This window comes from Amycolatopsis sp. NPDC031561 (genome assembly GCF_055580625.1).
The window spans coordinates 140885-164194 of the sequence record NZ_JBVILA010000021.1 but is presented as its reverse complement, the minus strand read 5'-3'; the positions used below and the strand labels follow the sequence as shown (position 1 = coordinate 164194).

The following is a 23310-nucleotide window of genomic DNA, read 5'->3' as shown; positions in this document are numbered from 1 at the left end:
AAGTCATGGGAGCACTCGACGGGCGGGTCGCCGTCATCACCGGCGCCGGGCGCGGGATCGGCCGCGAGCACGCGCTGCTGTTCGCGCGAGAGGGCGCGAGCGTCGTGGTCAACGACCTCGGCGGGGCGAACGACGGAAGCGGCGCCGACGTCGGCCCGGCACAGGAGGTCGCCGACGAGATCCGCGCGGCCGGCGGGAAGGCCGTGGCGAACACGGCCAACGTCGCGGACTGGGCGGGCGCCGCCGAGCTGGTCGCGCAGGCAGTGGACGAGTTCGGCAGGCTCGACGTCGTCGTGAACAACGCGGGCATCCTGCGCGACGCGTTCATCGCCGGGCTGGAGGAGTCCCAGTGGGATTCCGTGATCGCGGTGCACCTCAAGGGGCACGCGGCGGTGCTGCGGCACGCGGCCGCGTACTGGAAGACGGCGAGCAAGGCCGGCGAGCGGGTGGCGGGCTCGGTGATCAACACCGCGTCGGCTTCCGGGGTCACTCTGCCGAACGCGGGACAAGCCAACTACGGCGCGGCGAAAGCGGGGATCGCCGCGCTGACCTTGGTCGCCGCCGAGGAACTGGAACGCTACGGCGTGCGGGTCAACGCGATCGCGCCGATCGCGCGCACGCGGCTCACCTTGGCGACGCCGGGGATGGGCGCGATCTTCGCCCAAGAGGTGGAGGAAGGGGAGTTCGACGCGTTCTCCCCGGCCAACATCTCCCCGCTGGTGGCCTACCTCGCGACCGAGAAGTGCCCGCTCACCGGCAAGGTGTTCGCCGTGCAGGGCGGCGCGATCTCGGAACTCGCGGGCTGGCACGACGTCAAGGTGATCGAAACCGAGGAAGCCTGGCAGATCGACGACATCGCGGCGAGGCTGCCGTGATCGAGTGGTCCGAGACCGAACTGTTGATCCGGGACGCGATCCGCGAGTTCGTCGACAAGGAGATCCGGCCGCACGTCGACGAGCTCGAAAGCGGGACGCTGCCGCCGTACGACCTCATCCGCAAGATGTTCGCCGCCTTCGGCATCGACGCGCTCGCGCGGGAATCGGTGACGAAACTGCTGGCGAAGGAGGGCGGCTCGGGATCCGGTGGCGGCGGGCTCGCGTTCGGCGGGCAGGAGGCGATGGCGCTCATCGCGGTGAGCGAGCTGGCCGGGGTGAGCCTCGGCATCGTCGCTTCGCTCGGTGTGAGCATCGGCCTGACCGCGCAGACGATCCTGACCAAGGGCACGCGGGCGCAGAAAGAGCGCTGGCTGCCCGGGCTGGCGACGTTCGAGAAGGTCGGCGCGTGGGCGATCACCGAGCCCGACTCCGGCTCGGACGCTTTCGGCGGCATGAAGACGTCGGTGCGGCGTGACGGCGACGAGTACGTCCTCAATGGACAGAAGACGTTCATCACCAACGGCCCGTACGCCGACACGATCATCGTCTACGCGAAGCTCGACGACGGCAACGGCGCCGCCGTCCGCGATCGCAAGGTGCTGACCTTCGTGCTGGACAAGGGCATGCCCGGCCTCACGCAGGGCAAGCCGTTCAAGAAGATGGGCATGATGTCGTCGCCGACCGGGGAGCTGTTCTTCAGTGACGTCCGGCTCGGGCGCGATCGGCTGCTCGGCGAGTCCGAGGACGGCCGTGACGGTGACAGCAAGTCCGAGGTGAAGTCCGGCTTCGCCGTCGAGCGGATCGGGGTGGCGGCGCTGGCGCTCGGGATCATCAACGAATGCCACCGGCTCTGCGTGGACTACGCGAAGAACCGGAAGCTGTGGGGTCAGGAGATCGGGCGGTTCCAGCTGATCCAGCTCAAGCTGGCGAAGATGGAGGTCGCGCGGATCAACGTGCAGAACATGGTGTTCCAGCTGATCGAGACGCTGCGCGCGGGCAAGATGCCGACGCTGGCCGAGGCTTCGGCGATGAAGCTGTACTCGTCGGAGGCGGCGACCGAGGTCGCGATGGAGGCCGTGCAGTTGTTCGGCGGCAACGGGTACATGGCGGAGTACCGGGTGGAGCAGCTGGCTCGGGACGCGAAGTCGCTGATGATCTACGCGGGAAGCAACGAGATCCAGGTGACGCACATCGCGAAGGGGCTGCTGGGTCGCTGAACGGGAGCAAGGGACCTTTGCTGTCGCGTGTGTCATGAAAGGGTCGTTCAAGACGAAAAACGTCTTGAACGACCCTTTCATGACACTGGGGCGGAGGTCACCCGAGGACGACTGACCGGCCCAGCCGCACGGAGTCGGCGAGCGACTCCAGCACCGACACGGTGCTGCTCAGGTCGAGACAGGCGTCGGTGATGCTCACCCCGTAGGGCGCCGGATGGTCCTGTCGTCCCGCTTCGAGGAACGACTCCATCATGATCCCCGCGATTCCCCGCTCACCACAGGCGATCCGGCGGGCGATGTCGGCGACGACGCCGCCCTGGCGACGATGGTCCTTGCGGGAGTTGCCGTGCGACGCGTCCACGACGACGCGGTCCAGGGACTTCGTGGCGCGTAACCCCTCGATGGCGGCGTCCACGGTCTCCGGGTCGTAGTTGGCCCCGGCCGTGGTGCCACGGAGGATCAGGTGTGCCGCCGGGTTGCCGGGCGAACTTCGCACGACAAGCGCGCCGTGTTCGTTCACGGCCGGGTGGCGCTGCGCGGTGCGGGCGCAGTGGATCGCGGCGGTGGCGACCGTCAAGTCACCGTCGAGACCGTTCTTGATCCCGATCGGCATCGGCAGCTGGGACGCGAGCTCCCGGTGCGACTGGCTGGAGACCGTCCGCGCTCCGATCGCACCGTAGCTGAGGAGATCGCTTACATAGGGGGCGAGCATCGGCTCGACGAATTCCCCCGCCAGTGGCAAACCACTCTCCGCGGCCATGACCAAGAACCGGCGGCCGGTGCGCAGGCCGCCGGCGATGTCTTCGGAGCCGTCGAGCCAAGGATCGTGGAGCAGGCCCTTCCAGCCGACCCCGGTTCGCGGTTTTTCCAGGTATGCCCGCAGCACGACGAGCAAGTGGTCCTTCATCGGTTCGGCCGCCTTCGCCAGCCGTTCGGCGTAGTCGAGGACAGCGACCGGGTCGTGGACGGAACACGGGCCGACGACGGCCAGCACCCGTCCGTCACGGCCGTTGAGCACGTCGGTGATTTCCGAGCGGTGTTCCCGGATTTGGTCGATGACCTGGCTGGGAACGGGATGTTCGGCGGCCAGTTCCGCCGGGCTCGGCAACAGTTCGTAATCGGGGATCGTGGTCACTGCGCTCTCCGTTTCTTGGTCCGGGAAACGCCGACGCCGGCAAGGCACAGAGCCCCGCCAAGGACTGCGAGCAGAGTGGGAACCTCATCGAGGAAGAGCCAGGACAGCGCGATCACGATCACCGGGACCACATAGGTGGTCACGCCGAGCTTTCCGGCAGGCGTCCGGGACAACGCGTAGGCCCAGGTGTAGAAGGCGAGCGCGGTGGGCAGCAAGCCCAGATAGACCACCGACCAGGTGGCCGATGCCGGTGCTGTCGCCACGTCGTGGATCAGCTGACCGCTGAACGGAAGACAGGCGACGGCGCCGACGACGCAGCCGAAGGTCGTGGCCTGCAACGCGGTGGCGTGGCTCAAGGCCGGTTTCTGGGAGACGACTCCCACCGCGTATCCCGCCGCCGCCAGCAAACAGAGCGCGACCCCCAGTGCGCTGGAGGAGCCGTGCTGCGAGGCGAGTCCCACGATCGCCGCGCCGGTGAAAGCGACGACGAGCCCGATCACGAGAGGGCGAGGAAGTCCTTCCTTCAGGACGATCCCGGCGAGGATGGCGGCGAAGACCGGGCCGATCCCGACCAGGAGCGACGCCGTCCCCGCGTCGGTATAGCGTTCGCCCCAGTTCAGCGCGACCATGTACAGGCCGAACCAGAAGACCCCGGCACCGGCGATGCCGGGCCATGCCTTGCGCGGCGGGAACGGCATGCCCTTGACCGCCGCGATCACCCCCAGCGCGAGCGCGCCGACCAGGAGCCTGCCCAAGGCGAGTGACCCCGGCTCGTAGTGCGCACCGGCGAAGCGGATGCCGACGAAGGCGGACGCCCACAAGACCAACGTGACGGTGATCGCGGCGACGGCCTTGATGTCGAGCCCGGCTTCGGCTTCGGTCCGGGTGCTCATCGGACGGCCGCCAGCGTCCGGAGCGCCCGGCGGTCCAGCTTGCCGACCGGGGTGCGGGGAAGGGATTCGACGACGATGATGTCCTCCGGGATCTCGTACCAGCTCAGGTTCTTCTGTGTCAGGGAACCGATTTCGGCGATCACCCGGTCCGGCTCGGCGCCCTCGTCCAGTTCGACGTGGGCGCGCAGTGAAGTCGTGGAGGACTCCCGGCGCACCGAACAGACACCGGCCGCGCGGACGGCGGGGTGACTCACCAGGAGATCTTCGATTTCGGCGGGATGCACGTTCTGCCCGCCGACGATCTCGATGTCGTCCAGCCTGCCGTGCAAGCGGACGAAGCCGTCGGGATCGATGGTGGCGGCGTCGCCGGTCACGTACCAGTCGTCCGGCGTGCGCAGTGGCGTGTCGGAACCGCGAGGGACCCCAGGCGCGATCGTCGGGCCACGGACCTCCAGCTTCCCCTCCACACCGGCCGCCACTTCTCGGCGCAGCTGGTCGACGATCCGCATGCGGTACGGCGGAAGAATCCGGCCGATGGTGCCGTCCCTTTGCGAGGACAGGGTGTTCGCGATCAGCGCATGACCTATTTCAGTGGTGCCGAAGATATTGAGGAACCTCGTCCCGAGCGTTTCGCGGAGCGTGGTTTCGACGCTTTCGGGCAGGGGTTCGCCGGCGACCAGCGCCAGCCTCAGGCCGCGGAGCACCGCGGTGAAGGGATGCTGGAGCAGCCGTGCGTAGAAACTTGGCTGTCCATAAAGGACCGAAACCCGGTGCCGCGTGATCAGCTCCAGGGCCGCGGATTCGGTGAGACGTTCCCGGCTGAGCACCGTCGAGCCTCCACGAAGCAGCGGCAAGAGGATGGAGTTGCCGAACCCGTAGGAGAAGTACATTCGCGAAACGGAAAGGGTGACGTCGTCCGGGGTGAGGTCCACCACCGAGCCGATGGCCTGGTCGTAGACCGCCGGGTCACCGTGTGTGTGGAAGCAGAGCCGGGGAGTCCCTGTCGTGCCGGAGGTGAAGAAGGCGAACGCCGGCGTATCCGCGTCAGCCGCGGCGTACTCGGTTGCCGGTTCATGGTCGCGCAGCCGGGCCGGCGGGACCGGATCGACCTGATCGAGGCCAGGTGTCCCCGGTTCCGCGATGATCAGGAAAGGACTCGCGGTTTCGACCGCGCGCTGGATGGCCGCCTCGTGGATGAAGGTGTTGACGGGGATCGCCACGGCCCCCAGCCGGATCGTGCCGAGGACGGCTTGCACGAGTTCGACACCGTCGGGGAGCAGCAGCAGGACACGGTCTCCCGCCTTCACCCCGTGTGCGGCCAGTCCGCCGGCGTATCGTGCCGAACCGGCGTACAACTCCGCATAAGACACCGTCGCGTCTTCGATACGGTAGGCGATTCGTCCTGGCCAGCCTTTTTCTTCGGCGAGTGCGGCTAGGTGATGGGCCAGATTCATTGGACTATCGCCTCGATTTCGACGAGCAGATCGGGGCGGCAGATGTCGACGTTCAAATAGACGACCCGTGCATCGGGAGAAAAGACTTCCTTGCACCGTGAGCGGACGAACGGGATGTCTTCGGAACGGCTGACGTAAACCTTGATCAAGTCGAGGTCCTGGAGGGTGTAGCCGCCTTCCGCCCGGACTTTCCCCAGGTTTTCCGTGCTGATCAGCGCCGCGATGTTCTCCAAGGTGACGTCGACCTGGCCGGAGATGTCTCCCTTGTGCACGGTTTCGTCGCCGATGATGCTGGCGGTCCCGGAAATGTACAGGATTCCGTCGGCGAAGGTGGCTCGCGCGAAGCTTGGCGCTTTGGGGCCGTAGCTGTCCGGATAGTGGTAAGCCGGAGTCTGCCGGGGGTTCTCGAGATGGTGCACGTCGGCGTCGGCGCGCCCGGAGATGAAGTAGAGGTACACGCCGTTGCCCCGGGTGCCGATCCCGGTGGCCGCCGGGATGTGCAGGATTCTGCCTGACCACAAGGCGAAGGCTTCGGACCGTCCCGCGCAGAAGTCGCGGTAGATCTCCACGCCGTCGGCGTTGTCGTCGATGATGCCGCCGACCAGGTTCCACATGCGGAGGATGTTCGGATAGCCGAGACGCGTGGCGAGCTCGAAGGCGGAGTCGTAGGCGATCCGGGCCGCATCGCGATAGACGCCGCGTTCCGTGACCTGGACGGCACAGAACAGATGGCGGCCGTCCACGGCGTAGACCAGGCCGCCTTCCCTGCCCGCCACGACCGGGCCCGAAGCGGCGAAAACCTCGTGGAATCCCGGCTCGGTCTCCGTGGTCATCGGTACGCCCACCGTCGGTACGCCCTTGTGTATTTCGGGGGCGAATCCATTCTTCTCGAATGCCACACGGGCAAGAATGTGCTGACTGTCCGATTGTTCTCCTGACTGCTCGAACCTTATGTTCGGTCGCGTGTCTTTCGGCGAGTTGAGCAGGTCGACAAAACTCGACATCCGAATTCCCCTCAGTACAAGAGTCGCAGCTCTGCTATCCGCGTCATTGCGTGAAGTGTCTGGGCCGAGCTGGCCGATCGGAAATGTATCCGCAGCCCGACCGCAAGGTCAACTGGAAACGGGGAAAATGGGAATCGCCCGAATGGACTCTTGAAATGCCGGGATGCCGGAGTTCGGATGAGGTTCCCGAGTCGTCATGCCCTGGATCCCTACGTTTTCAGCAACGAGACCGAGGGTTCGATGCTGAAAACGCCGCGAGGCCTGGGCGCTCAAGTGAGCGAAGGTCCCTGGCTTGCCTCTTAGGGGCGCAGACAGTGCCCACATGTCTTACGCCATCCGCAGGCAGAAGGCCGTCCGGCACAGGAAACCCCCTTGCTCGCGCCGGGCGCGAGCAAGTTCGCCTCGTGCGTCGTTCCGGGTGTCACGAAAGCCACTTTCGGGACGTCTGATGTCCTGAAAGTGGCTTTCGCGACACCCGGTGTGGAGGTGAGGTGCCGGTACAGGGGGCCCGGGCGTCCACGACCAGGACGCATCCGCCCACTCGAATGTGTCCCGTGTGGACAGTCGGGGCGCGGCTGCTCTCGCTGGCGGGTCCGCCTGGGGGCGGACCCGCTCACGAGTACGACATGTTTCGCCTTCAGAGGACTATTAATAAATGCGGCAAAGGTCTAGGTGCGTTCGATGAGGTGACCCACGACCTCGGGGCCGGGGTGTGCGTGGCCGGAGCCGTCGCGGCGCGGGTCGATCTCGGGCAGTTCCACCGGGTCGCCGTTGCGGGCCGCGCCTGCCGGGCGCGGGCCGATCCAGCCGACGACCAGCCGCGTTTCGCCCTTGAGGAACCGTTGCGCCCGGACACCGCCGGTCGCGCGGCCCTTCGCCGGGTACTCGTTGAACGGCGTCACCTTCACGCTCGCGCCGGTCGCGGTGACGACCATCGGCTCGCCGTGCTCGGCGTCGTCCGTGCGGATCGCGGCGAAGAACACCGCCTCGGCGTCACCGTTCAGGTTGATCCCGGCCATGCCGCCGCCCTTGAGGCCCTGAGGCCGCACCAGCGAAGCGGCGTAGCGCAGCAGTGACGCTTCGGACGACAGGAACGCCAGAGCCTCGTTGCCGTCGGTGAGCCAGGTGGCGCCGACGACCTCGTCGCCGTCCTTCAGGCTGATCACGTCGAACTCGTCCGAGCGGACCGGCCATTCCGGCGCGCACACCTTCACGACGCCGAGTTTCGTGCCGAGCGCGAGGCCGGGTGAGCCGGCTGCCTGCTCGCCGAGCGGCGCCAGTCCGATGACGTGCTCGCCCTTTTCCAGCGGTACCAGTTCCTTCGCGGCCATCCCGCCGCGCAGGGAGACGGTGCCCGCTTGCTCGGGCAGCACCGGCAGCGGCAGCACATCGGTCTTGAAGGCGCGCCCGCGGTTGGTCACCAGCAGCACCTGACCGCGTGCGGTCGAATGCACGACGGCGGACACCGAGTCGTGTTTGACGCGGCCGTTGCGGCGCCGTACTTCCGACGCCTCCTCCGATTCCGCGGCCGTCCGCGCGACCAGGCCGGTGGCGGACAGGATCACCTGGCACGGATCGTCGGCGACCTCCAGCGGACCGGACGGCTTCGACGCGGCGAGAACCTCCTTGAGGTCACCGTCGATCAGCGCGGTGCGGCGTTCGGTCGGGGAGTCCTTGGCGACCTTGGCCAGCTCGGCCGAGACGACCTTCTTCAGCACGGACTCGTCGTCGAGGATCTTCGACAGCTCGGCGATCTCTTCGCGCAGCTTGTCCTGCTCGGCCTCGAGTTCGATGCGGTCGTACTTCGTGAGCCGCCGCAGCGGGGTGTCCAGGATGTACGTCGCCTGGATCTCCGAGAGCTTGAACCGTTTCATCAGGCCGTCCTTCGCGGCCGCGGCGTTCTCGCTCTCGCGGATCAGCTTGATCACCTTGTCGATGTTGAGCAGGGCGGCCAGCAGGCCCTCGACCAGGTGCAGGCGCTCTTCGCGCTTGCGGCGGCGGTAGCGTGTGCGGCGGGTGACGACCTCGTAGCGGTGGCTGAGGAAGACCTCCAGCAGCGCCTTGAGCCCCAGCGTCCGCGGCTGCCCCTCCACCAGCACCAGGTTGTTGATGCCGAAGGACTGCTCCAGCGGCGTCAGGCGGTACAGGTCCGCCAGCAGCGCCTGCGGGTTCACGCCGACCTTGCATTCGATGACCAGGCGCGTGCCGTTCTCGCGGTCGGTGAGGTCCTTGACGTCGGCGATGCCGGTGAGCCGCTTGGATTTGTTGACCTCGTCGGTGATCTTCTCGATCACCTTCTCCGGGCCGACGCCGTACGGCAGTTCGGTGACGGTGATCGCCTGGCGGCCGCGGCTGCCCTCCAGCGGGCCGGTCTCGGCGCTGGCGCGCATGCGCACCACGCCGCGGCCGGTCTCGTACGCGCGGCGGACCTCGTCGAGGCCCAGCAGCGAACCGCCGGTCGGCAGGTCGGGGCCCGGGACGAACTCCATCAGCTTGTCGAGGGTGGCGTTCGGGTGGTTGATCAGCCACCGCGCCGCGCCGATGACCTCGGTCAGGTTGTGCGGGATCATGTTGGTCGCCATTCCGACCGCGATCCCGGAAGTGCCGTTGACCAGCAGGTTCGGGAACGCCGCGGGCAGCACCGACGGCTCTTCGAGCGAACCGTCGTAGTTCGGCCGGAAGTCGACGGTGTCCTCGCCGAGTTCGCCGACCAGCAGCATCGCTTCGGGGGACAGCCGCGCCTCGGTGTACCGCGAGGCGGCCGGGCCGTCGTCGGGAGAGCCGAAGTTGCCGTGCCCGTCGACCAGTGGGACGTTGAGCGAAAAGTCCTGCGCGAGCCGGACCATGGCGTCGTAGATCGCCGTGTCGCCGTGCGGGTGGTACTTGCCCATCACGTCGCCGACCACGCGGGACGACTTCACGTACGCGTGCGTCGGCCGGTAGCCGTTCTCGTTCATCGAGTACATGATCCGGCGGTGGACCGGCTTCAACCCGTCTCGCGCGTCCGGGAGCGCCCGCGAGTGGATGACGGAGTAGGCGTACTCCAGGTACGAATCCTCGATCTCCGTCTTCAGCGAGTTGTCGAAGACGTTCGCGCCGGGCTGGTCGAACGCGGAGGGGTCGACCTTGGTGGTGGTGCCCTTACGGCGTGCCATTGCTCAAAGCTCCTTGAATAGCAACGAAATCAGGCGTCGATGGCTTCGCGGTCGACCCGGTCGGAGGATTCGACCAGCCAGTTACGGCGCGGCTCGACCTTCTCGCCCATCAACAGTTCGAGCGCGTTCTCCGCGGCTTCGACGTCGTCGAGGGTGATGCGGCGGACCGAGCGGGTGGCGGGGTTCATCGTGGTGTCCCACAGTTCGTCGGCGTCCATCTCGCCGAGGCCCTTGAACCGCGGCACCGGCGTGACGATCTGCTTGCCCGCGCGCTCCAGCGCCGCGAACTTGGTCTCCATCTCCTTCTGGCTGAAGGTGAAGTGGGTCTCCGGGTTGCGGCCCTTGATGACCAGTTTGTGCAGCGGCGGCATCGCGGCGTAGAGCCTGCCGTCCTCGATGACCGGCCGCATGTACTTGGCGAACAGCGTGATCAGCAGTGTCCGGATGTGCGAACCGTCGACGTCCGCGTCGGCCATCAGGATCACCCGGCCGTAGCGCATGGTCGTCAGGTCGAACGTGCGCCCGCTGCCCGCGCCGAGCACCTGCACGATCGAGGCGATCTCGGCGTTCTTCAAGGTGTCGCCGAGCGACGCCTTCTGGACGTTCAAGATCTTGCCGCGCAAGGGAAGCAGCGCCTGGTACTCCGACACGCGCGCCATCCGGGCCGAACCGAGCGCGCTGTCACCCTCGACGAGGAACAGCTCACTGCGGGAGACGCCGGTGGTGCGGCAGTCGACCAGCTTCGGCGGCATGGCCGCGCCTTCGAGCGCGGTCTTGCGCCGGGCGGCGTCCTTCTGCTGTTTCTGGGTGAGCCGGACGCGTGCCGCGTCGACCACCTTCTGCAGCACGATCTTCGCCTCGGACTTGGTCTTGCGATCTTCGGTCCAGGCGCGGATGTGCTTGTCGACGACGCCCTGGATGACGCGGGTGATCCCGGCGGTGGACAGTTCGTCCTTGGTCTGCGAGGTGAACTGCGGCTCCGGCAGCCGGACGTGGACGACCGCCGTCATGCCTTCGAGCACGTCCTCGACGGTCGGCATGTCCTCCTTGGGCTTGAGCAGCCCGCGGGTCTTGGAAATGGCGTCCTGCAAGGATTTCAGCACCGCGCGGTCGAAGCCGCGGCGGTGCGTGCCGCCGTGCACGTTGCGGATGGTGTTGGTGAAGCACTCCACCGTGCGCTCGTAGCCGGTGCCCCAGCGCAGCGCGACCTCGATCTCCGCGTGACGCTCCACATTGGACTGCATGACACCGCTGGCGTCCGCGGCGTTCTCCTTGTACGTGCCCTCGCCGTTGATGATCAGCGTGCCGCAGACGGGCTTCTCGCTGTCCGGGGCGAGGAAGTCGACCATGTCGGCCAGGCCGTTGGGGAAATGGAAGGTCTCTTCGCTGATCGAATCGTCGACGGCGGTGCGCAGGATGTACGTGACGCCCGGGACCAGGAACGCGGTGTTGCGCATCTTCGCGCGGACGCCTTCGACGTCGAGCACGGCGCCCGTCTCGAAGTAGCGCGAGTCGTACCAGTACCGGATCGAGGTGCCGCCGCGCTCGCCGCGCTTCATCTTCCCGGTGATGTTCAGCCCGGACTTGCGGGTGAACTTCGCCTTCGGGCCAGGCCCGTCGAACACGCCGGGGACGCCGTGCGCGAACGACATCTGGTGGACCTTGCCGTCCTGCTTCACCGTGACGTCGAAGCGGTGCGACAGCGCGTTCACCGCCGAAGCGCCGACACCGTGCAGGCCGCCGGAGGTCTTGTAGCCCGAGCCGCCGAACTTGCCGCCGGCGTGCAGCCTCGTCAGCACCAGCTCGACACCGGACAAACCGGATTTGGCGTGCGTGCCGGTGGGGATGCCGCGACCGTCGTCGTCGACCTGGACACTGCCGTCGGCGTGCAGGGTGACCACGATCTTCGCGGCGTGACCCGCCACACCTTCATCGGTCGAGTTGTCCACGACCTCGGAGAACAGGTGGTTGATGCCGCGGCTGTCGGTGGAGCCGATGTACATCCCGGGACGCTTGCGGACCGCTTCCAGACCCTCGAGATGCGTCAGGTCGTCGGCCCCGTACAGGGTCTCAGCAGTCACTGGGTCTTTCTCCTGGAGTCGTGGCTCGCGAACTTGCTCGTGACGGTGGCGTTCAACGCGACACCGTACTGGAGGATATCCGGCCGCCCCGACAGTTACTCTTCTCCAGCGTCCTCGGTGTGGCGAACCACCTGTCCCGATGGCCGGGTCATGGCCGCTGAAAGCGGCTTTCTCCTTCTTCGGATGAGGCGTTATCGTTTCCCGTGTCACAGGGTGACGGGGGGAAGGCAGTGGTCGTCGGAATCGGCCCCACACGTGCGTCGACCGCACAGCGCGTGGTGAGTCTCTGGTATTTCGTGGTGGCGGTCGGGTCACTCGGCGTGTTCGCGCCGCTGGCGTTCGTGCACGCCGCGTGGCGACTGCGACGGGCCGTCCTGTGGCTCTACGTGCTCGGCTACAGCCTTCTGTCCTTCTTCATGACCTACTCGCTCGCGCGGGCGGGCGACGCGGACGACACGGAGATCGCGTTCGGCTTCTTCTGGTTCTTCGGCACGATCCTGTTGGTCACCGTGTCCTGTGTGCACCTCGCCCAGCTGAGGAAGAAGATCCTCTACCCGCCGCCCACGGTGTGGGTGGAGTCCGGCATGCACTGCGGGCTGTTCTCGATCGACATCGCCGGGTTCGGGCAGGTCGGGCGCAGCAGCGAGATCTTCGTCCAGGTCCGGCGGATGCTCTTCGGCCTGCTGGAGAACGCCTTCGCGGGCAGCGGGATCGCCTGGGAGGTCTGCCTGAAGAGAGACACCGGGGACGGGATGATCGTGGTCGTCCCGCCGCAGTTCCCGAAGTTCAGGCTGCTGTACCCGCTCCTCGCCCAGCTCGCGGCGGACCTGGCCAGGTACAACGTGGTCACGGCGCCCGAGCTGCGGATCCGGGTGCGGGTCGCGATCCACGCCGGCGAGGTCACGCTCGACGAATACGGCGTGACGGGGCGGCCGAAGGTGCTGCTGGCCCGGCTGCTCGATTCACGGGTGCTGCGTGACGCGCTGGCCGAGGCGCCGGACGGTTCGCCCATGGTCGTGCTCGTCTCGGACCGGTTCCACGAGGACGTCCAGGACCAGGGCGGCCCCGGTCTCGACACGATGAGCTACCGGCAGGTGCTCGTGCACGAGAAGGAGACCGAGGTCCGCGCCTGGCTACACGTCCCGGATCCGGTGATCAGAGTGCTGCCGTGAGCACCTCCAGCGCGCTGTGCTGACGGGCGGCGTCGATCTTGTCGACCGGTCCCGCCCAGCGCAGGCCGTGCTGGTCGAGCGACGTGCGATTGTGCGCGATCGTCGAGTTCGCTTGGCGCGTCAGGTAAGCGCGGTACGGCCTGCCGGACAGGGCCCGGTCCAGCTCGCCGAGGTTGCGGGCGTACGCGCCCTTGAACGACGGTCCGTCGGCGCCGCAGTCGCCGGACTCGCACGGGTCGCGCAGGATCCCGTTCGCGTGCAGCAGTGACGTCGTGGTGGAGGCGTCGGCGAGCCGACGGGCACGGGTGAGCAGGGCGGTGTCACCGGTCGCGCGGTTCAGTTCGAGCAGCGCGCCGAGGACGATGCCCTGGTTGTAACTCCAGACTGCTTGCCCGTTGTTGGCGCAGGAGGAGTTCAGGCCGTCGTTGATCAGGTCGTCCCCGTTGATCATGCCGCTCGCGCGGAACCAGTCCCAGACCTCGCGTGCCCGCCCGAGCTGGCGTGTGTCGCCGGGGAGCCGGTTGTGCAGTGACGCGGCGACCTTGACGTACAGCTCGTTGGTGACCGCGTTCTTGTAAGTCTTCGCCGTCGACCACCAGAGGCCGCCGCCGCAGGTGCCGTCGCGGTAGGAGTACATGTAGTCCGCCGCGATGACGGCGGTGTCGAGGTAGCGCCGGTCCTTGGTCAGGTCGTAGGCGCGGATCCAGGCGAGCGCCCACCAGCCGGTGTCGTCGATGTACTCGTTCGTGAAGTCGTCGCCGCGGTTGCGGTCGAAGGTGTTGGCGATGGCGTGGCGGTAGTTCCGTGAGCCGGTGCGGGTGCTGTAGTCGAGGATCGCGGTGAGCGCGTTCGCCGAGTTCCACCAGCCCGTGGTCTGCCAGAGGCCGGTGCCGTTGTCGTAGAACTGCATGAGCGCGGTGGCCGCGGCTTCGGCGCGGTCGTTCGCGGCGACCGTGGTGCGGAACCACGGCGTGCAGGCGATTTCCGGCCGGTTGCCCGCCTTCCCGCACGCACGCAGGGCGCCGAAACGGTGGGTGGCGGGGTCGTCCACGTTGAACATCAGGGTCCGCCAGCCGCGCCGGCCGTCGGGGATTTTCGTGTCACCGATCCGGCTGTCGCCCGCCCAGGTGCGGCCGCCGTCGAAAGAGCGGTCGAGCCAGACCTCGTCGCCGGGATCGCCGTTGCCGACGCTGCCCCAACCCATGTTGTCGCCGTCGGAGAGATGCAACGTGATGCCGCGGCCCCAGACCGTCGCCGTGCCGGGTCTTCTTTCGCCGACGGCCAGCGCGGGATCGCGGCTGTCGCAGTATTTGGCGCAGATCGTCGCGGCGACGGCGGGTTCGGGAGTGGTGGTGGCCGGTGTGAGAGCGAATGTCAACGTTGTCACAAGCAGGGAAGTGAGCCACATGGATTCGAGTGTGGGGGCGGCCACTTTCCGGGCCGATCAAGTCACCCTTTCGGCCTGCGTCGATGGTCTGGAATACTTCTTGCGAGCGTGAGGTTGAACGCTCAAGCAACAGTAACCCCGGTCTAGGGAGCAGGTCATGCAGTTCGGAATCTTCACGGTGGGCGATGTGACGACCGACCCGGCCACCGGGGAGGCGCCCAGCGAGTACGAGCGGATCAAGGCGATGGTGCGGATCGCGCTCAAGGCCGAAGAAGTCGGCCTCGACGTCTTCGCGACCGGCGAGCACCACAACCCGCCGTTCGTGCCGTCTTCGCCGACGACGATGCTCGGCTACATCGCCGCGCAGACGTCGAAACTCATCCTTTCCACCTCGACCACGCTGATCACCACGAACGACCCGGTGAAGATCGCCGAGGACTTCGCGATGCTGCAGCACCTCGCCGACGGTCGCGTCGACCTGATGATGGGCCGCGGCAACACCGGTCCGGTGTACCCGTGGTTCGGGCAGGACATCCGGCAGGGGATCCCCCTCGCCATCGAGAACTACCACCTGCTGCACCGGTTGTGGCGCGAGGACGTGGTCAGCTGGTCCGGCAAGTTCCGGACGCCGCTGCAGGAGTTCACCTCGACCCCGCGGCCGCTCGACGGTGTGCCGCCGTTCGTCTGGCACGGTTCGATCCGCAGCCCGGAGATCGCGGAGCAGGCCGCCTATTACGGTGACGGCTTCTTCGCGAACCACATCTTCTGGCCGAAGGAGCACTTCCAGGCGTTGATCGAGCTGTACCGCGAGCGGTACGAGCACTACGGGCACGGCAAGGCGGACCAGGCGATCGTCGGCCTCGGCGGCCAGGTGTTCCTGCGGCCGAAGTCGCAGGACGCGGTGCGGGAGTTCCGGCCGTACTTCGACAACGCGCCGGTGTACGGGCACGGGCCGTCGCTGGAGGAGTTCACCGAGCAGACGCCGCTGACCGTCGGCAGCCCGCAAGAGGTGATCGACAAGACGCTGACCTTCCGCGAGCACTTCGGCGACTACCAGCGTCAGCTGTTCCTGCTGGACCACGCCGGGCTGCCGTTGAAGACCGTGCTGGAACAGCTCGATTTGCTGGGCGAGCACGTGATCCCGGTGCTGCGCAAGGAACTCGACGCGCTTCGTCCCTCTCACGTGCCTGAGGCTCCTACGCACGCTTCGCTTCTTTCGGCTTCGGGGGTTTTGGCATGACGACGATCGCTGTCGTGACCGCGGGGTTGAGCCAGCCGTCCTCGACGCGGCTGCTCGCGGACAAACTCGCCGCCGCGACTTCTTCGGTGCTGCCGGACGTGAAGATCGAGGTGATCGAACTCCGCGACCTCGCCCTCGACGTCACGAAGAACATGCTGACCGGGTTTCCTTCCCCGGCCCTGCGCGCGGCCATCGACACGGTGACCGCCGCGGACGGCCTGATCGCCGTGACGCCGGTGTTCACCGCGTCGTACAGCGGACTGTTCAAGTCGTTCTTCGACGTGCTGGAGCAAAAGGCGCTCGACGGGAAGCCGGTGCTGATCGGCGCCACCGGCGGAACCGAACGGCATTCGCTGGTGCTCGACTTCGCGCTGCGTCCGCTCTTCGCCTACCTTCGCGCCGAGCCAGTCGCGACGGCGGTGTACGCGGCTTCATCGGACTGGGCGTCTCCCGGGGATCTCGACGCGCGGGCTTCGCGGGCGGGGCGGGAGTTCGCGGCTCGGCTGTCTTCGGAGGGGGCGGTTGTGGCTCCGAGCAGCGGGTTTGTGCCGTTTGAGCAGCTGCTGGGCACGGGGGAGTGAGCAAGGGACCTTTGCTATCGCCGGGGTGAGGTGGTGGGGGTGGGGGTCGGTTCAGTGGGTCGTGAGTGGCGATTCTGGTTAGAGCGGACCGGTATTTGCCTACCTACGTGTGACCAGTGCGAAGGTGGGGTGCGGTAGTCGAGGAGCCCTCTCCGGTCTCGGAGTTCGATGACACCGGAATCTCACCGCGACAGGGTTCGAGCGTGGAGGATTCGGGACGCTCAACGTCCTAAATCCTCCACGCTCGGTTCACTCGGCCACCTGACCAGTACGGGGTGGCGGCTCACGCGCGTGCCGGGTGTCGACGATGAAGGAATTGGGACGTTGAGTGTCCTGATTCCTTCATCGTCGAGGGGGGTCGGTCCGGTCTGGGTGCTTGATCGACGGAGGATCGGGGACACTCAACGTCCCCGATCCTCCGTTGATCAAGACCGTGCCACCCCCGCAACCTCGCGGATGGCAGCCGAGTGGGGAGGATCCAGTGGGTAGCCAAATACGGGTCCACCAGAACCCGAATCGCCACTCACGACCACGGTGACCCACTCGGTTCCGCAGGCCTCAGGGAGTCGGCCAGAGCGGCCGGATCTCGATGGTCGCGAACTTGGTGACCGGATGCTTCGAAGCGACCTCGATCGCCTCGTCGAGATCGGCGCACTCGATCAGGTCGTAGCCGAGGATCTGTTCCTTCGTCTCCGCGAACGGCCCGTCCGAGACGAGCAGATCGCCGTCGCGGTGGCGCACGGTGGTCGCGGTGGCCGTCGACCGGAGCCTGCTGCCGGAGAGCCGTACGCCGCGAGCGGTCATCTCGTCGACCCACGCCTGCGTCTTCTCGTCGAGCGGGTCGTCGCAGCCGTCCGCGCCCGGGTAGGGGCTCCCGCAGATCAGCAACATGTAGCGCATCAGTCCTCCATCGTGAGGGCTTTTCCGGGCCGTAGCGCCGAAAGAGCGATCATCAGGTCCAGCGTCTCGAGCAGGCGGCGGCCGCGAATCCCACGCGGAAGCCTCCGGGCCAGAGCAGGGCGGCGCTTGCCATCGGCGCGGGCCGGGTGCATGCGTGCCTCCGTCCTTCAGGGTGGTTCACCACCCCGACGAACGGCCTCGCCGGAAACAGACCGGGCAGGACCAGCGTGTTCCCGGCACAATCAGTCTCAGGAACGACGGCGAGGAGAATGACGTGGGCATCGGAAAACCCGTGAGGCAGGTGCTGATCCTGATCGCGGGCGTCATTCTGCTGCTGGTCGGCATCGCGCTGCTCGTGCTGCCAGGACCCGGACTGCTGCTGGTGCTGGCGGGTTTGCTCGTGCTGGCTTCGGAGTTCCCGGCGGTGGAGAAGTACGTCGATCCCATCCGCGACAGGGCGATGAAAGCGGCCGAGGACAGCGTTTCGTCTCCGCTGCGCATCGCGGGTTCGGTGCTGGCCGGACTGGGTCTGCTGGCCGCGGGGGTGGTCTGGGGGCTCGTGCCCGGGCTGCCGCTCGCCGGCTGGAGCACCGGTTCGAGCCTGATCCTGTCCGGGCTCATCCTGTTCGCGTTGCTGATCTGGAGCTATAAGCGGGTGCAGGCCCGGAGGGCCGCGAAGGCCGAATAACAGCCGGGTGGTCTGGTACCGTGCGGCGCGTGTCCCCCGACTTCCAGCGCGCACGGCGGCCGGAACAGGTGGAGGCGCGGCGCACGGCGATCCTCGGTTCGGCGCGCGAACTCCTGGCCGAGCGGCCCGTCTCGCAGATCAGCCTGCGCGAACTGAGCGATCGCGTCGGCCTGGCGAAGTCGAACGTGCTGCGGTACTTCGACAGCCGCGAGGCGATCTTCTTGGAGGTCCTCGACTCGATCTGGGTCGCGTGGCTCGACGAGCTCGAAGACGAACTATGTGCCCCGAGAGATGTGAAGCCTGGTTACGAGCGCGAAGTGCGCGTCGCGACCGTCATCGCGACGTCGATTTCGCGGCAGCGCCTCCTGTGCGAGCTGATCAGCACGATGGCGGCCGTGCTCGAACGCAACATCTCCGTCGAGACCGCCCGGGCGTTCAAGACCCGGGCAGGCGAACGCACGGAACGGCTCGCGGACCTCATCCGGGCCCAGGTCCCGTTGGACGCCGCAGCGGCCGGGCACTTCGCGAAGGCCGTCTTCATCCTTGTCGCTGGACTGTGGCCCTACGCGAACCCTGGCGAGGCCGTTGCGACGGTCATGGCCGAACGGGGAGCGCCCGCGGGTCGCGAGATGTTCGTCGACGGGCTGGCCGAAGGACTGGCGAACCAGCTGGTCGGTCTGGTCGTTCGCGCAGGTCAGAGCCTCGGTCGATAGCAAAGGTCCCTTGCTCCCTTCCCGCGCGCGCCAAGGCGGCCGACCCTGCATAGGGTGAGCCGGGAACCACGACCAAGGAGCGATCATGAGCCCAGGCGGCACCCTCACTCTCGGCGATCTCACGGTGAGCCGGATGGGCTACGGCGCCATGCGGCTGTCCGGCCCCGGCATCTGGGGGCCGCCGGACGATCGCGAAACCGCGATCGCCGTCCTCCGCGCGGCGGTCGAACTGGGTGTGACCCACATCGACACCAGCGATTTCTACGGGCCGCACACGACCAACGAGCTGATCCGCGAGGCGCTGCACCCGTACCCGGAGAACCTGCACCTCGTCACGAAGGTCGGCGCGAAGCGGACTCCGGACAAGGGCTGGCCTTCGGCGCTCTCGCGTGAGGAGCTGACCTCCGCGGTCCACGACAACCTGCGCAACCTTGGCGTCGACGTGCTCGACGTCGTCAACCTGCGGCTCGCGGGGGAGCACGGCGTCTTCCCGATCCCGGTCTCGATCACGGAGCCGTTCGAGGTTCTCGCCGAACTCCAGCAGCAGGGCCTGATCCGGCACCTCGGCCTGAGCCACGTCTCGGCGGAGCAGGTCAAGGAAGCCCGCTCCATCGCGCCGGTCGTCTGCGTGCAGAACGAGTACAACGTCGCGAACCGCGTCAACGACGGTCTGCTCGACGCGCTCGCGGCCATCAACATCCCGTTCGTGCCGTACTTCCCGCTCGGCGGGTTCACCCCGCTGCAGTCCGGCGTGCTCGACGACTGCGCCCGTCGCGTCGACGCGACGCCGATGCAGGTCGCGCTCGCGTGGCTGCTTCAGCGGTCGCCGAACATCCTGGTGATCCCCGGGACGTCGTCGCTGCTGCACCTGCACGAGAACGTCGCCGCCGCGAAGCTGGAGCTGCCCGAGGACGTCGTCGCGGACCTCGACGCCCTCGCCTGATCCCGCGTGAAGGCCCCCTTCCCTCGGCTGAGTCGCGGGAAGGGGGCCTTCACGCGCTTTCAGAGGACATCCCGGCGCCGCAGCAGCCAGCCGCCGAGAACGGCGAAGGCCACCAGATAGCCGGCCACCACCAGCGTCGCCTGGGAGACGCCGACGAGTTCCCCGATCCCCGGCGTCGCCCCCGAAGCGCCGAGCGACGCGGCCAGCGAACCGGCGTTGGCTCCCGGCAGGGCCAGCTGGAGCGTGCCGACCCAGTCCAGCAGCGGGGCCGCGACGCCGAACAGCAGGTTCTGGACCACCAGCAGCCACACCAGGCCGAGTCCGATCGGCAGCGCCACCCCGCGCATCGCGATGGCGAGCGCGGCGCCGAGGACGGCCCAGGTCATCGCGATCAGCCAGCCCGCGCCGATCCCGGTGACGAGCTCGCCGAACGTGGGCCAGTTCATCGGCTCGTTCTCCGAGGAGGCGATGATCGCGCTCGTGGCGGCTCCGGTCGCGAAGCTCGTCAGCACGACGGCCAGGGTCGCGACGGCCAGCGCGAACAGCTTTCCACTGTAGACGGTCAGCCGCGAAGGTCCTTGTGTCAGAACGGTCTTCCACGTGCTCCAGCCGTATTCGGTGCCGACGGCCAGCACGCCGATCACGAGCACGATCGCGCCGAGGAACACCGGCAGCCCGCCGATCGAGTTGCCGACCAGGTTCGACGGCATGGTCGCGGCCAGCCCGCGATCCGTGCCGGGCGCCCCGCTCGACGAACCCGCCGCGCCCGCGAGCGGCAGCAGATAGGTGAAGGTCAGGCCGAGCAAGACCGCGATCCCCAGCATGAACCAGTTCGCCGGACGCCGGACGAGTTTCGCCAGCTCGGCGGTGCAGCTACCCCACATGACTTGCCACCTCTCCGGTGAGCTCGAAGAAAACCTGCTCCAGATCCCGTTCGCGGACGTGCAGTTCACGTACCGGGATCCCTTCCGTGACGAGTTCGCGGTTCAGCCACGACGCGCGGTCCGGGCCGACGGTCAGATCGAGCCCGGTCCCGCTCGCGCGCACGTTCTCCGCGCCGATCCAGTGCTTCACCAGGTCGGCGGCACGCAGGATCTCGTCGGTTTCGATGTGCAGCACCGTGCCGCCGCGGAGTTCGGTCACCGTGTTCTCCGCGACCAGCCGTCCTCGCGAGACGACGCCGACCCGGTCGCAGATCTGCTGGACCTCGCCCAGCAGGTGGCTCGACAGCAGGACGGTGCAGCCTTCCGCGCCCAGCCGCCGGATCAGCACGCGCATGTCGGCCATCCCCGCCGGGTCCAGGCCGTTGGTCGGTTCGTCGAGGATCAGCAGCCGCGGATCCTTCAGGAGCGCGGCCGCGACACCCAGCCGCTGCTTCATCCCGAGGGAGTAGGTCGAGTACCGGTCCTTACCGCGATCGGCGAGATCGACCAGGGCGAGCACTTCGCCGACGCGGAGCGGATCCGTTCCGCTGTACCGGGCCAGCACCTTGAGGTTGTCCGCGCCGGACAGATACGGGTAGAAGCCCGGCGATTCGATCAGCGCGCCGACCCCGTCGAGGTCGCCGGGCGGTCTGCCGAACAGCCGCACGCTGCCGGACGTCGGGCGGACGAGCCCCAGCAGCATCCGCAACGTCGTCGTCTTGCCGGCGCCGTTCGGGCCGAGGAAACCGTAGATCTCGCCGGGCAGCACGGTCAGCTTCATCCGGTCGACGGCGAGATGTTCTCCGTACCGTTTCGTGAGTTCGTCTGTGTCCACGGGAAGGTTCATGGTGACGAATGGTGGCTCTCGCGAGGCCTCACCACATCCGTTCACAAGCGGCACCCGGCGTACGTCATCGGACGTAGCGCATGGCCGGAATCCTGCGACATCCGTCGAAAACACCCGTATCGGGCACCGGGGTGATGATCTTAGGCTCGGCAGGTGTCGAAAGTACTTCTGATCCTCCACGTGCTCGCCGCCGTCATCGCGGTCGGTCCGGTCACCGTCGCGGCGAGCATGTTCCCGGCCGCCGCCCGGCGCGCGTTCGCCGAACCGGGTTCCGGGCTGTCCGTCCTGCGCATGCTCAACCGGATCTGCCGGGTGTACGCGATCTTCGGGGTGGCCGTGCCGTTGTTCGGGCTGGCGACCGCGGGCAGCATGCGGGTCTTCGGTGACGTGTGGGTGATCGTGTCGATCGTGCTCACCGCCGCGGCCGCCGGGGTGCTGGCGTTGCTGGTCCTGCCCGGGCAGAACGCGATCCTGGCGGTGCTGGACGCCGAGCAGCCGTCGGAACCGGTCACGGCGGGGCGCGTGGCGATGTACACGGGGGTGTTCAACGTGCTCTGGGCCGTGGTGACGGTGCTGATGATCGTGCGGCCCGGGTCGACGACCGGCGCGTAAAAACTCGTGAGTGGTAAGGACGGTTAGAACCGTCCTTACCACTCACGAGGTTTTGGCTACGTGCTCAGCAGTTGGTTGAAGAACGAGCGGTAGCGGCGCAGCGCGATCCGCAGGTCCTCGGTGGCCGGTTCGCCCTGGCTCCAGGCGGATTCCAGTTCCTTCTTGTGGTCCGCGAAGGTCGTGGCCAGGTTCTGGATCACGACGGCGACGAGTTCGTCGGCCTCCTTGACCGCCCGCTGCGGATCGTCCACAAAGGCCGTCTGGATGCCCTGCCAGCTCTCACGGAACCTGTCCACGTCGACGTTTTCGAACAACGTCTGCGCCTCGTCCTCGTGGTGTTCGGCCGTGGTTCCGGTGGTGCGCTCGGGTTCGGCGGCCACCAGGTCCTCGGTGCTCAGCGTGTGCCCGGAATCTTCGTCGGCCCGGGTGTCGCCGAGACCGTCAGCGGTCCGTTCCCCGTCGAGCCGATCCGTCGTCCCCGCGGCGCTTTCCGTGCTCCGCGGTTCCGTTCCCTCGGTTCCCAGAGGCCTGCTCTCCATAACTTTCCGCTCCTTCGCCACCATCGGTCAACAGATCTTCGAACACTTCGCGGTAGTGCTTCATCGCTTCACGCATGTCCTCTGTGGACATTTCGGAATCCCGATGGCGCACCAGCGTGTCGTGCCCGGCGCGGTAGTGCCGCAACGCGTTCGCGTGCCGGACGGACAGATCCGCGAGCTGCTGGTCGTACCCCTCGGTCGGGTAGCCGCGCTCGGCCATCAGGGAGACCAATACCCGGTCCGCGTCGACGACGGCACCGGACGGGCGGTCGACGAACTGTTCCTGGATCAGCGCCCATTCCTGCGCGTACCGGTCCTTTGTGGACGACGGCAGCGGCCGGATGTCGAGGTCCGAGTGGCGTTTCACTCGCGACGACAGCTCGCGTTCCGCTTCTCGCGGGCTTTCGTGTTCCTTGACGGCCCGGTCGTATTCGGGCCCGAACGTTTCTCGCAACCGCCGCTTCCGTTGCTCCGCGACGACGAACCAAGCGGCCGCTCCCACCACCAGGACCGCGGCGATGACGATGATGATGACCAACCACGTGGGCATCGTTATCTCCTCCGGATGTTTTGCCAGGCAACCCCCGACGAGCCGTGAGTTCCCCGGCCTTCGTGGCCGGAAACCCTTGTGCCACAAGTATTTTTGGATCTTAGGCCGGATGGCGCAGTGGGCTCTGCCGGGTCCGCGCGTGGCTTCCGGCCAGTTTCCCTTTCCGGGCAAGGGATTCGTTGATGATCTCGGTCCCGCTAGCGGGTCGGAGACGGCGTACCCCTCGTTCGGCCATTCGGCGCAGGTCGTGAGGTTCGCTAACTAGGCGTCCCCCTTTTGGGTGCCGCCGATGACTCAGTGTAGGTAAAAACTCCCGATCACTGCTCCGTTGTGGCACTATTGCCCCGTTCGCAGGAAGAGGGCCTGCGAATCAGAGGGGGCCCGGTGTGATGGGGCTGCCT

Annotated in this window: 21 protein-coding genes; 9 read left to right on the top strand and 12 right to left on the bottom strand. The window is 67.3% G+C overall.

The features are described 5' to 3' along the window. The first annotated feature begins 5 nt into the window (after window positions 1-5). Window positions 6-875 carry an SDR family oxidoreductase gene (locus ACZ5IK_RS32970; RefSeq protein ID WP_465491277.1) on the top strand — a complete coding sequence of 290 codons (870 nt, stop codon included), beginning with the start codon at window positions 6-8 and terminating at the stop codon, window positions 873-875. Continuing rightward, window positions 872-2092 carry an acyl-CoA dehydrogenase family protein gene (locus tag ACZ5IK_RS32965; RefSeq protein ID WP_465491276.1) on the top strand — a complete coding sequence of 407 codons (1221 nt, stop codon included), beginning with the start codon at window positions 872-874 and terminating at the stop codon, window positions 2090-2092. The genes ACZ5IK_RS32970 and ACZ5IK_RS32965 overlap by 4 nt, the downstream gene beginning before the upstream one ends. A gap of 97 nt (window positions 2093-2189) precedes the next feature. Here the strand turns inward: ACZ5IK_RS32965 and ACZ5IK_RS32960 are convergent, their stop codons facing one another. The 6 genes from ACZ5IK_RS32960 to ACZ5IK_RS32935 form a co-directional block, all read right to left on the bottom strand. Next, a complete protein-coding gene (locus ACZ5IK_RS32960; RefSeq protein WP_465491275.1) occupies window positions 2190-3227 on the bottom strand; it encodes a 3-deoxy-7-phosphoheptulonate synthase in 1038 nt (345 codons plus the stop codon). Further along, window positions 3224-4120 carry a DMT family transporter gene (locus ACZ5IK_RS32955; protein WP_465491274.1) on the bottom strand — a complete coding sequence of 299 codons (897 nt, stop codon included), beginning with the start codon at window positions 4118-4120 and terminating at the stop codon, window positions 3224-3226. The genes ACZ5IK_RS32960 and ACZ5IK_RS32955 overlap by 4 nt, the downstream gene beginning before the upstream one ends. Beyond that, the gene (locus ACZ5IK_RS32950; protein ID WP_465491273.1) at window positions 4117-5574 is read right to left on the bottom strand and encodes a class I adenylate-forming enzyme family protein; all 1458 of its coding nucleotides are present in this window, start codon (window positions 5572-5574) and stop codon (window positions 4117-4119) included. The genes ACZ5IK_RS32955 and ACZ5IK_RS32950 overlap by 4 nt, the downstream gene beginning before the upstream one ends. Beyond that, a complete protein-coding gene (locus ACZ5IK_RS32945) occupies window positions 5571-6578 on the bottom strand; it encodes an FkbO/Hyg5 family chorismatase (RefSeq protein ID WP_465491272.1) in 1008 nt (335 codons plus the stop codon). The genes ACZ5IK_RS32950 and ACZ5IK_RS32945 overlap by 4 nt, the downstream gene beginning before the upstream one ends. A 668-nt stretch (window positions 6579-7246) precedes the next feature. Continuing rightward, on the bottom strand, window positions 7247-9733 hold the full coding sequence (locus ACZ5IK_RS32940) for a DNA gyrase/topoisomerase IV subunit A (protein ID WP_465491271.1): 2487 nt from the start codon (window positions 9731-9733) through the stop codon (window positions 7247-7249). Between the two features lie 29 nt (window positions 9734-9762). Next, window positions 9763-11814, bottom strand: a complete 2052-nt coding sequence (locus tag ACZ5IK_RS32935) for a DNA gyrase/topoisomerase IV subunit B (protein WP_465491270.1) — start codon at window positions 11812-11814, stop codon at window positions 9763-9765. A 275-nt stretch (window positions 11815-12089) separates the two neighbouring features. On the opposite strand from ACZ5IK_RS32935, the gene ACZ5IK_RS32930 reads away from it, so the two are divergent. After that, entirely contained in the window at window positions 12090-12986 is an 897-nt protein-coding gene (locus tag ACZ5IK_RS32930; RefSeq protein ID WP_465491269.1) for a hypothetical protein, read from the top strand. Here the strand turns inward: ACZ5IK_RS32930 and ACZ5IK_RS32925 are convergent. Beyond that, window positions 12970-14394, bottom strand: a complete 1425-nt coding sequence (locus tag ACZ5IK_RS32925) for a glycoside hydrolase family 76 protein (RefSeq protein ID WP_465491268.1) — start codon at window positions 14392-14394, stop codon at window positions 12970-12972. The genes ACZ5IK_RS32930 and ACZ5IK_RS32925 overlap by 17 nt on opposite strands. Window positions 14395-14530: 136 nt before the next feature. Here ACZ5IK_RS32925 and ACZ5IK_RS32920 point away from each other — a divergent pair, with 136 nt between their 5' ends. Then, complete coding sequence (locus ACZ5IK_RS32920) at window positions 14531-15613, top strand: LLM class flavin-dependent oxidoreductase (protein ID WP_465491267.1); 1083 nt, start codon at window positions 14531-14533, stop codon at window positions 15611-15613. Continuing rightward, entirely contained in the window at window positions 15610-16194 is a 585-nt protein-coding gene (locus ACZ5IK_RS32915; RefSeq protein WP_465491266.1) for an FMN reductase, read from the top strand. Before ACZ5IK_RS32920 ends, ACZ5IK_RS32915 begins: the two co-directional genes overlap by 4 nt. 558 nt (window positions 16195-16752) lie before the next feature. Here ACZ5IK_RS32915 and ACZ5IK_RS32910 read toward each other — a convergent pair. Continuing rightward, window positions 16753-17094: a YciI family protein gene (locus ACZ5IK_RS32910; RefSeq protein WP_465491265.1), complete on the bottom strand. Its 342-nt coding sequence runs from the start codon at window positions 17092-17094 to the stop codon at window positions 16753-16755. A 274-nt stretch (window positions 17095-17368) separates the two neighbouring features. Here ACZ5IK_RS32910 and ACZ5IK_RS32905 point away from each other — a divergent pair, with 274 nt between their 5' ends. From ACZ5IK_RS32905 to ACZ5IK_RS32895, 3 genes are all read left to right on the top strand, one after another. Continuing rightward, complete coding sequence (locus ACZ5IK_RS32905; RefSeq protein ID WP_465491264.1) at window positions 17369-17782, top strand: PGPGW domain-containing protein; 414 nt, start codon at window positions 17369-17371, stop codon at window positions 17780-17782. Window positions 17783-17811: 29 nt separating this feature from the next. Further along, window positions 17812-18495 (top strand): TetR/AcrR family transcriptional regulator, encoded by a 684-nt coding sequence (locus ACZ5IK_RS32900; RefSeq protein WP_465491263.1) that lies wholly within the window; start codon window positions 17812-17814, stop codon window positions 18493-18495. 85 nt (window positions 18496-18580) lie between these two features. Continuing rightward, window positions 18581-19438 carry an oxidoreductase gene (locus ACZ5IK_RS32895; RefSeq protein WP_465491262.1) on the top strand — a complete coding sequence of 286 codons (858 nt, stop codon included), beginning with the start codon at window positions 18581-18583 and terminating at the stop codon, window positions 19436-19438. Window positions 19439-19497: 59 nt separating this feature from the next. On the opposite strand, the gene ACZ5IK_RS32890 is transcribed toward ACZ5IK_RS32895, so the two are convergent. Both ACZ5IK_RS32890 and ACZ5IK_RS32885 read right to left on the bottom strand, forming a co-directional pair. Then, on the bottom strand, window positions 19498-20322 hold the full coding sequence (locus ACZ5IK_RS32890) for an ABC transporter permease (RefSeq protein WP_465491261.1): 825 nt from the start codon (window positions 20320-20322) through the stop codon (window positions 19498-19500). Next, window positions 20312-21208: an ABC transporter ATP-binding protein gene (locus ACZ5IK_RS32885; RefSeq protein WP_465491260.1), complete on the bottom strand. Its 897-nt coding sequence runs from the start codon at window positions 21206-21208 to the stop codon at window positions 20312-20314. Before ACZ5IK_RS32885 ends, ACZ5IK_RS32890 begins: the two co-directional genes overlap by 11 nt. A 153-nt stretch (window positions 21209-21361) precedes the next feature. On the opposite strand from ACZ5IK_RS32885, the gene ACZ5IK_RS32880 reads away from it, so the two are divergent. Next, entirely contained in the window at window positions 21362-21820 is a 459-nt protein-coding gene (locus tag ACZ5IK_RS32880) for a hypothetical protein (protein ID WP_465491259.1), read from the top strand. Between the two features lie 56 nt (window positions 21821-21876). Here the strand turns inward: ACZ5IK_RS32880 and ACZ5IK_RS32875 are convergent, their stop codons facing one another. Next, window positions 21877-22200, bottom strand: a complete 324-nt coding sequence (locus ACZ5IK_RS32875; RefSeq protein WP_465491258.1) for a hypothetical protein — start codon at window positions 22198-22200, stop codon at window positions 21877-21879. A 61-nt stretch (window positions 22201-22261) separates the two neighbouring features. After that, the gene (locus ACZ5IK_RS32870; RefSeq protein ID WP_465491257.1) at window positions 22262-22909 is read right to left on the bottom strand and encodes a hypothetical protein; all 648 of its coding nucleotides are present in this window, start codon (window positions 22907-22909) and stop codon (window positions 22262-22264) included. Window positions 22910-23310 lie beyond the last annotated feature (401 nt).

Excerpts from the sequence above, each read along its gene's own strand:
- ACZ5IK_RS32970 (WP_465491277.1), top strand. The coding sequence starts at position 6 with ATGGGAGCACTCGACGGGCGGGTCGCCGTCATCACCGGCGCCGGGCGC.
- ACZ5IK_RS32955 (WP_465491274.1), bottom strand. The coding sequence starts at position 4,120 with ATGAGCACCCGGACCGAAGCCGAAGCCGGGCTCGACATCAAGGCCGTC.
- ACZ5IK_RS32950 (WP_465491273.1), bottom strand. The coding sequence starts at position 5,574 with ATGAATCTGGCCCATCACCTAGCCGCACTCGCCGAAGAAAAAGGCTGG.
- ACZ5IK_RS32945 (WP_465491272.1), bottom strand. The coding sequence starts at position 6,578 with ATGTCGAGTTTTGTCGACCTGCTCAACTCGCCGAAAGACACGCGACCG.
- ACZ5IK_RS32940 (WP_465491271.1), bottom strand. The coding sequence starts at position 9,733 with ATGGCACGCCGTAAGGGCACCACCACCAAGGTCGACCCCTCCGCGTTC.
- ACZ5IK_RS32925 (WP_465491268.1), bottom strand. The coding sequence starts at position 14,394 with ATGTGGCTCACTTCCCTGCTTGTGACAACGTTGACATTCGCTCTCACA.
- ACZ5IK_RS32920 (WP_465491267.1), top strand. The coding sequence starts at position 14,531 with ATGCAGTTCGGAATCTTCACGGTGGGCGATGTGACGACCGACCCGGCC.
- ACZ5IK_RS32915 (WP_465491266.1), top strand. The coding sequence starts at position 15,610 with ATGACGACGATCGCTGTCGTGACCGCGGGGTTGAGCCAGCCGTCCTCG.
- ACZ5IK_RS32910 (WP_465491265.1), bottom strand. The coding sequence starts at position 17,094 with ATGCGCTACATGTTGCTGATCTGCGGGAGCCCCTACCCGGGCGCGGAC.
- ACZ5IK_RS32895 (WP_465491262.1), top strand. The coding sequence starts at position 18,581 with ATGAGCCCAGGCGGCACCCTCACTCTCGGCGATCTCACGGTGAGCCGG.
- ACZ5IK_RS32890 (WP_465491261.1), bottom strand. The coding sequence starts at position 20,322 with ATGTGGGGTAGCTGCACCGCCGAGCTGGCGAAACTCGTCCGGCGTCCG.
- ACZ5IK_RS32885 (WP_465491260.1), bottom strand. The coding sequence starts at position 21,208 with ATGAACCTTCCCGTGGACACAGACGAACTCACGAAACGGTACGGAGAA.
- ACZ5IK_RS32870 (WP_465491257.1), bottom strand. The coding sequence starts at position 22,909 with ATGCCCACGTGGTTGGTCATCATCATCGTCATCGCCGCGGTCCTGGTG.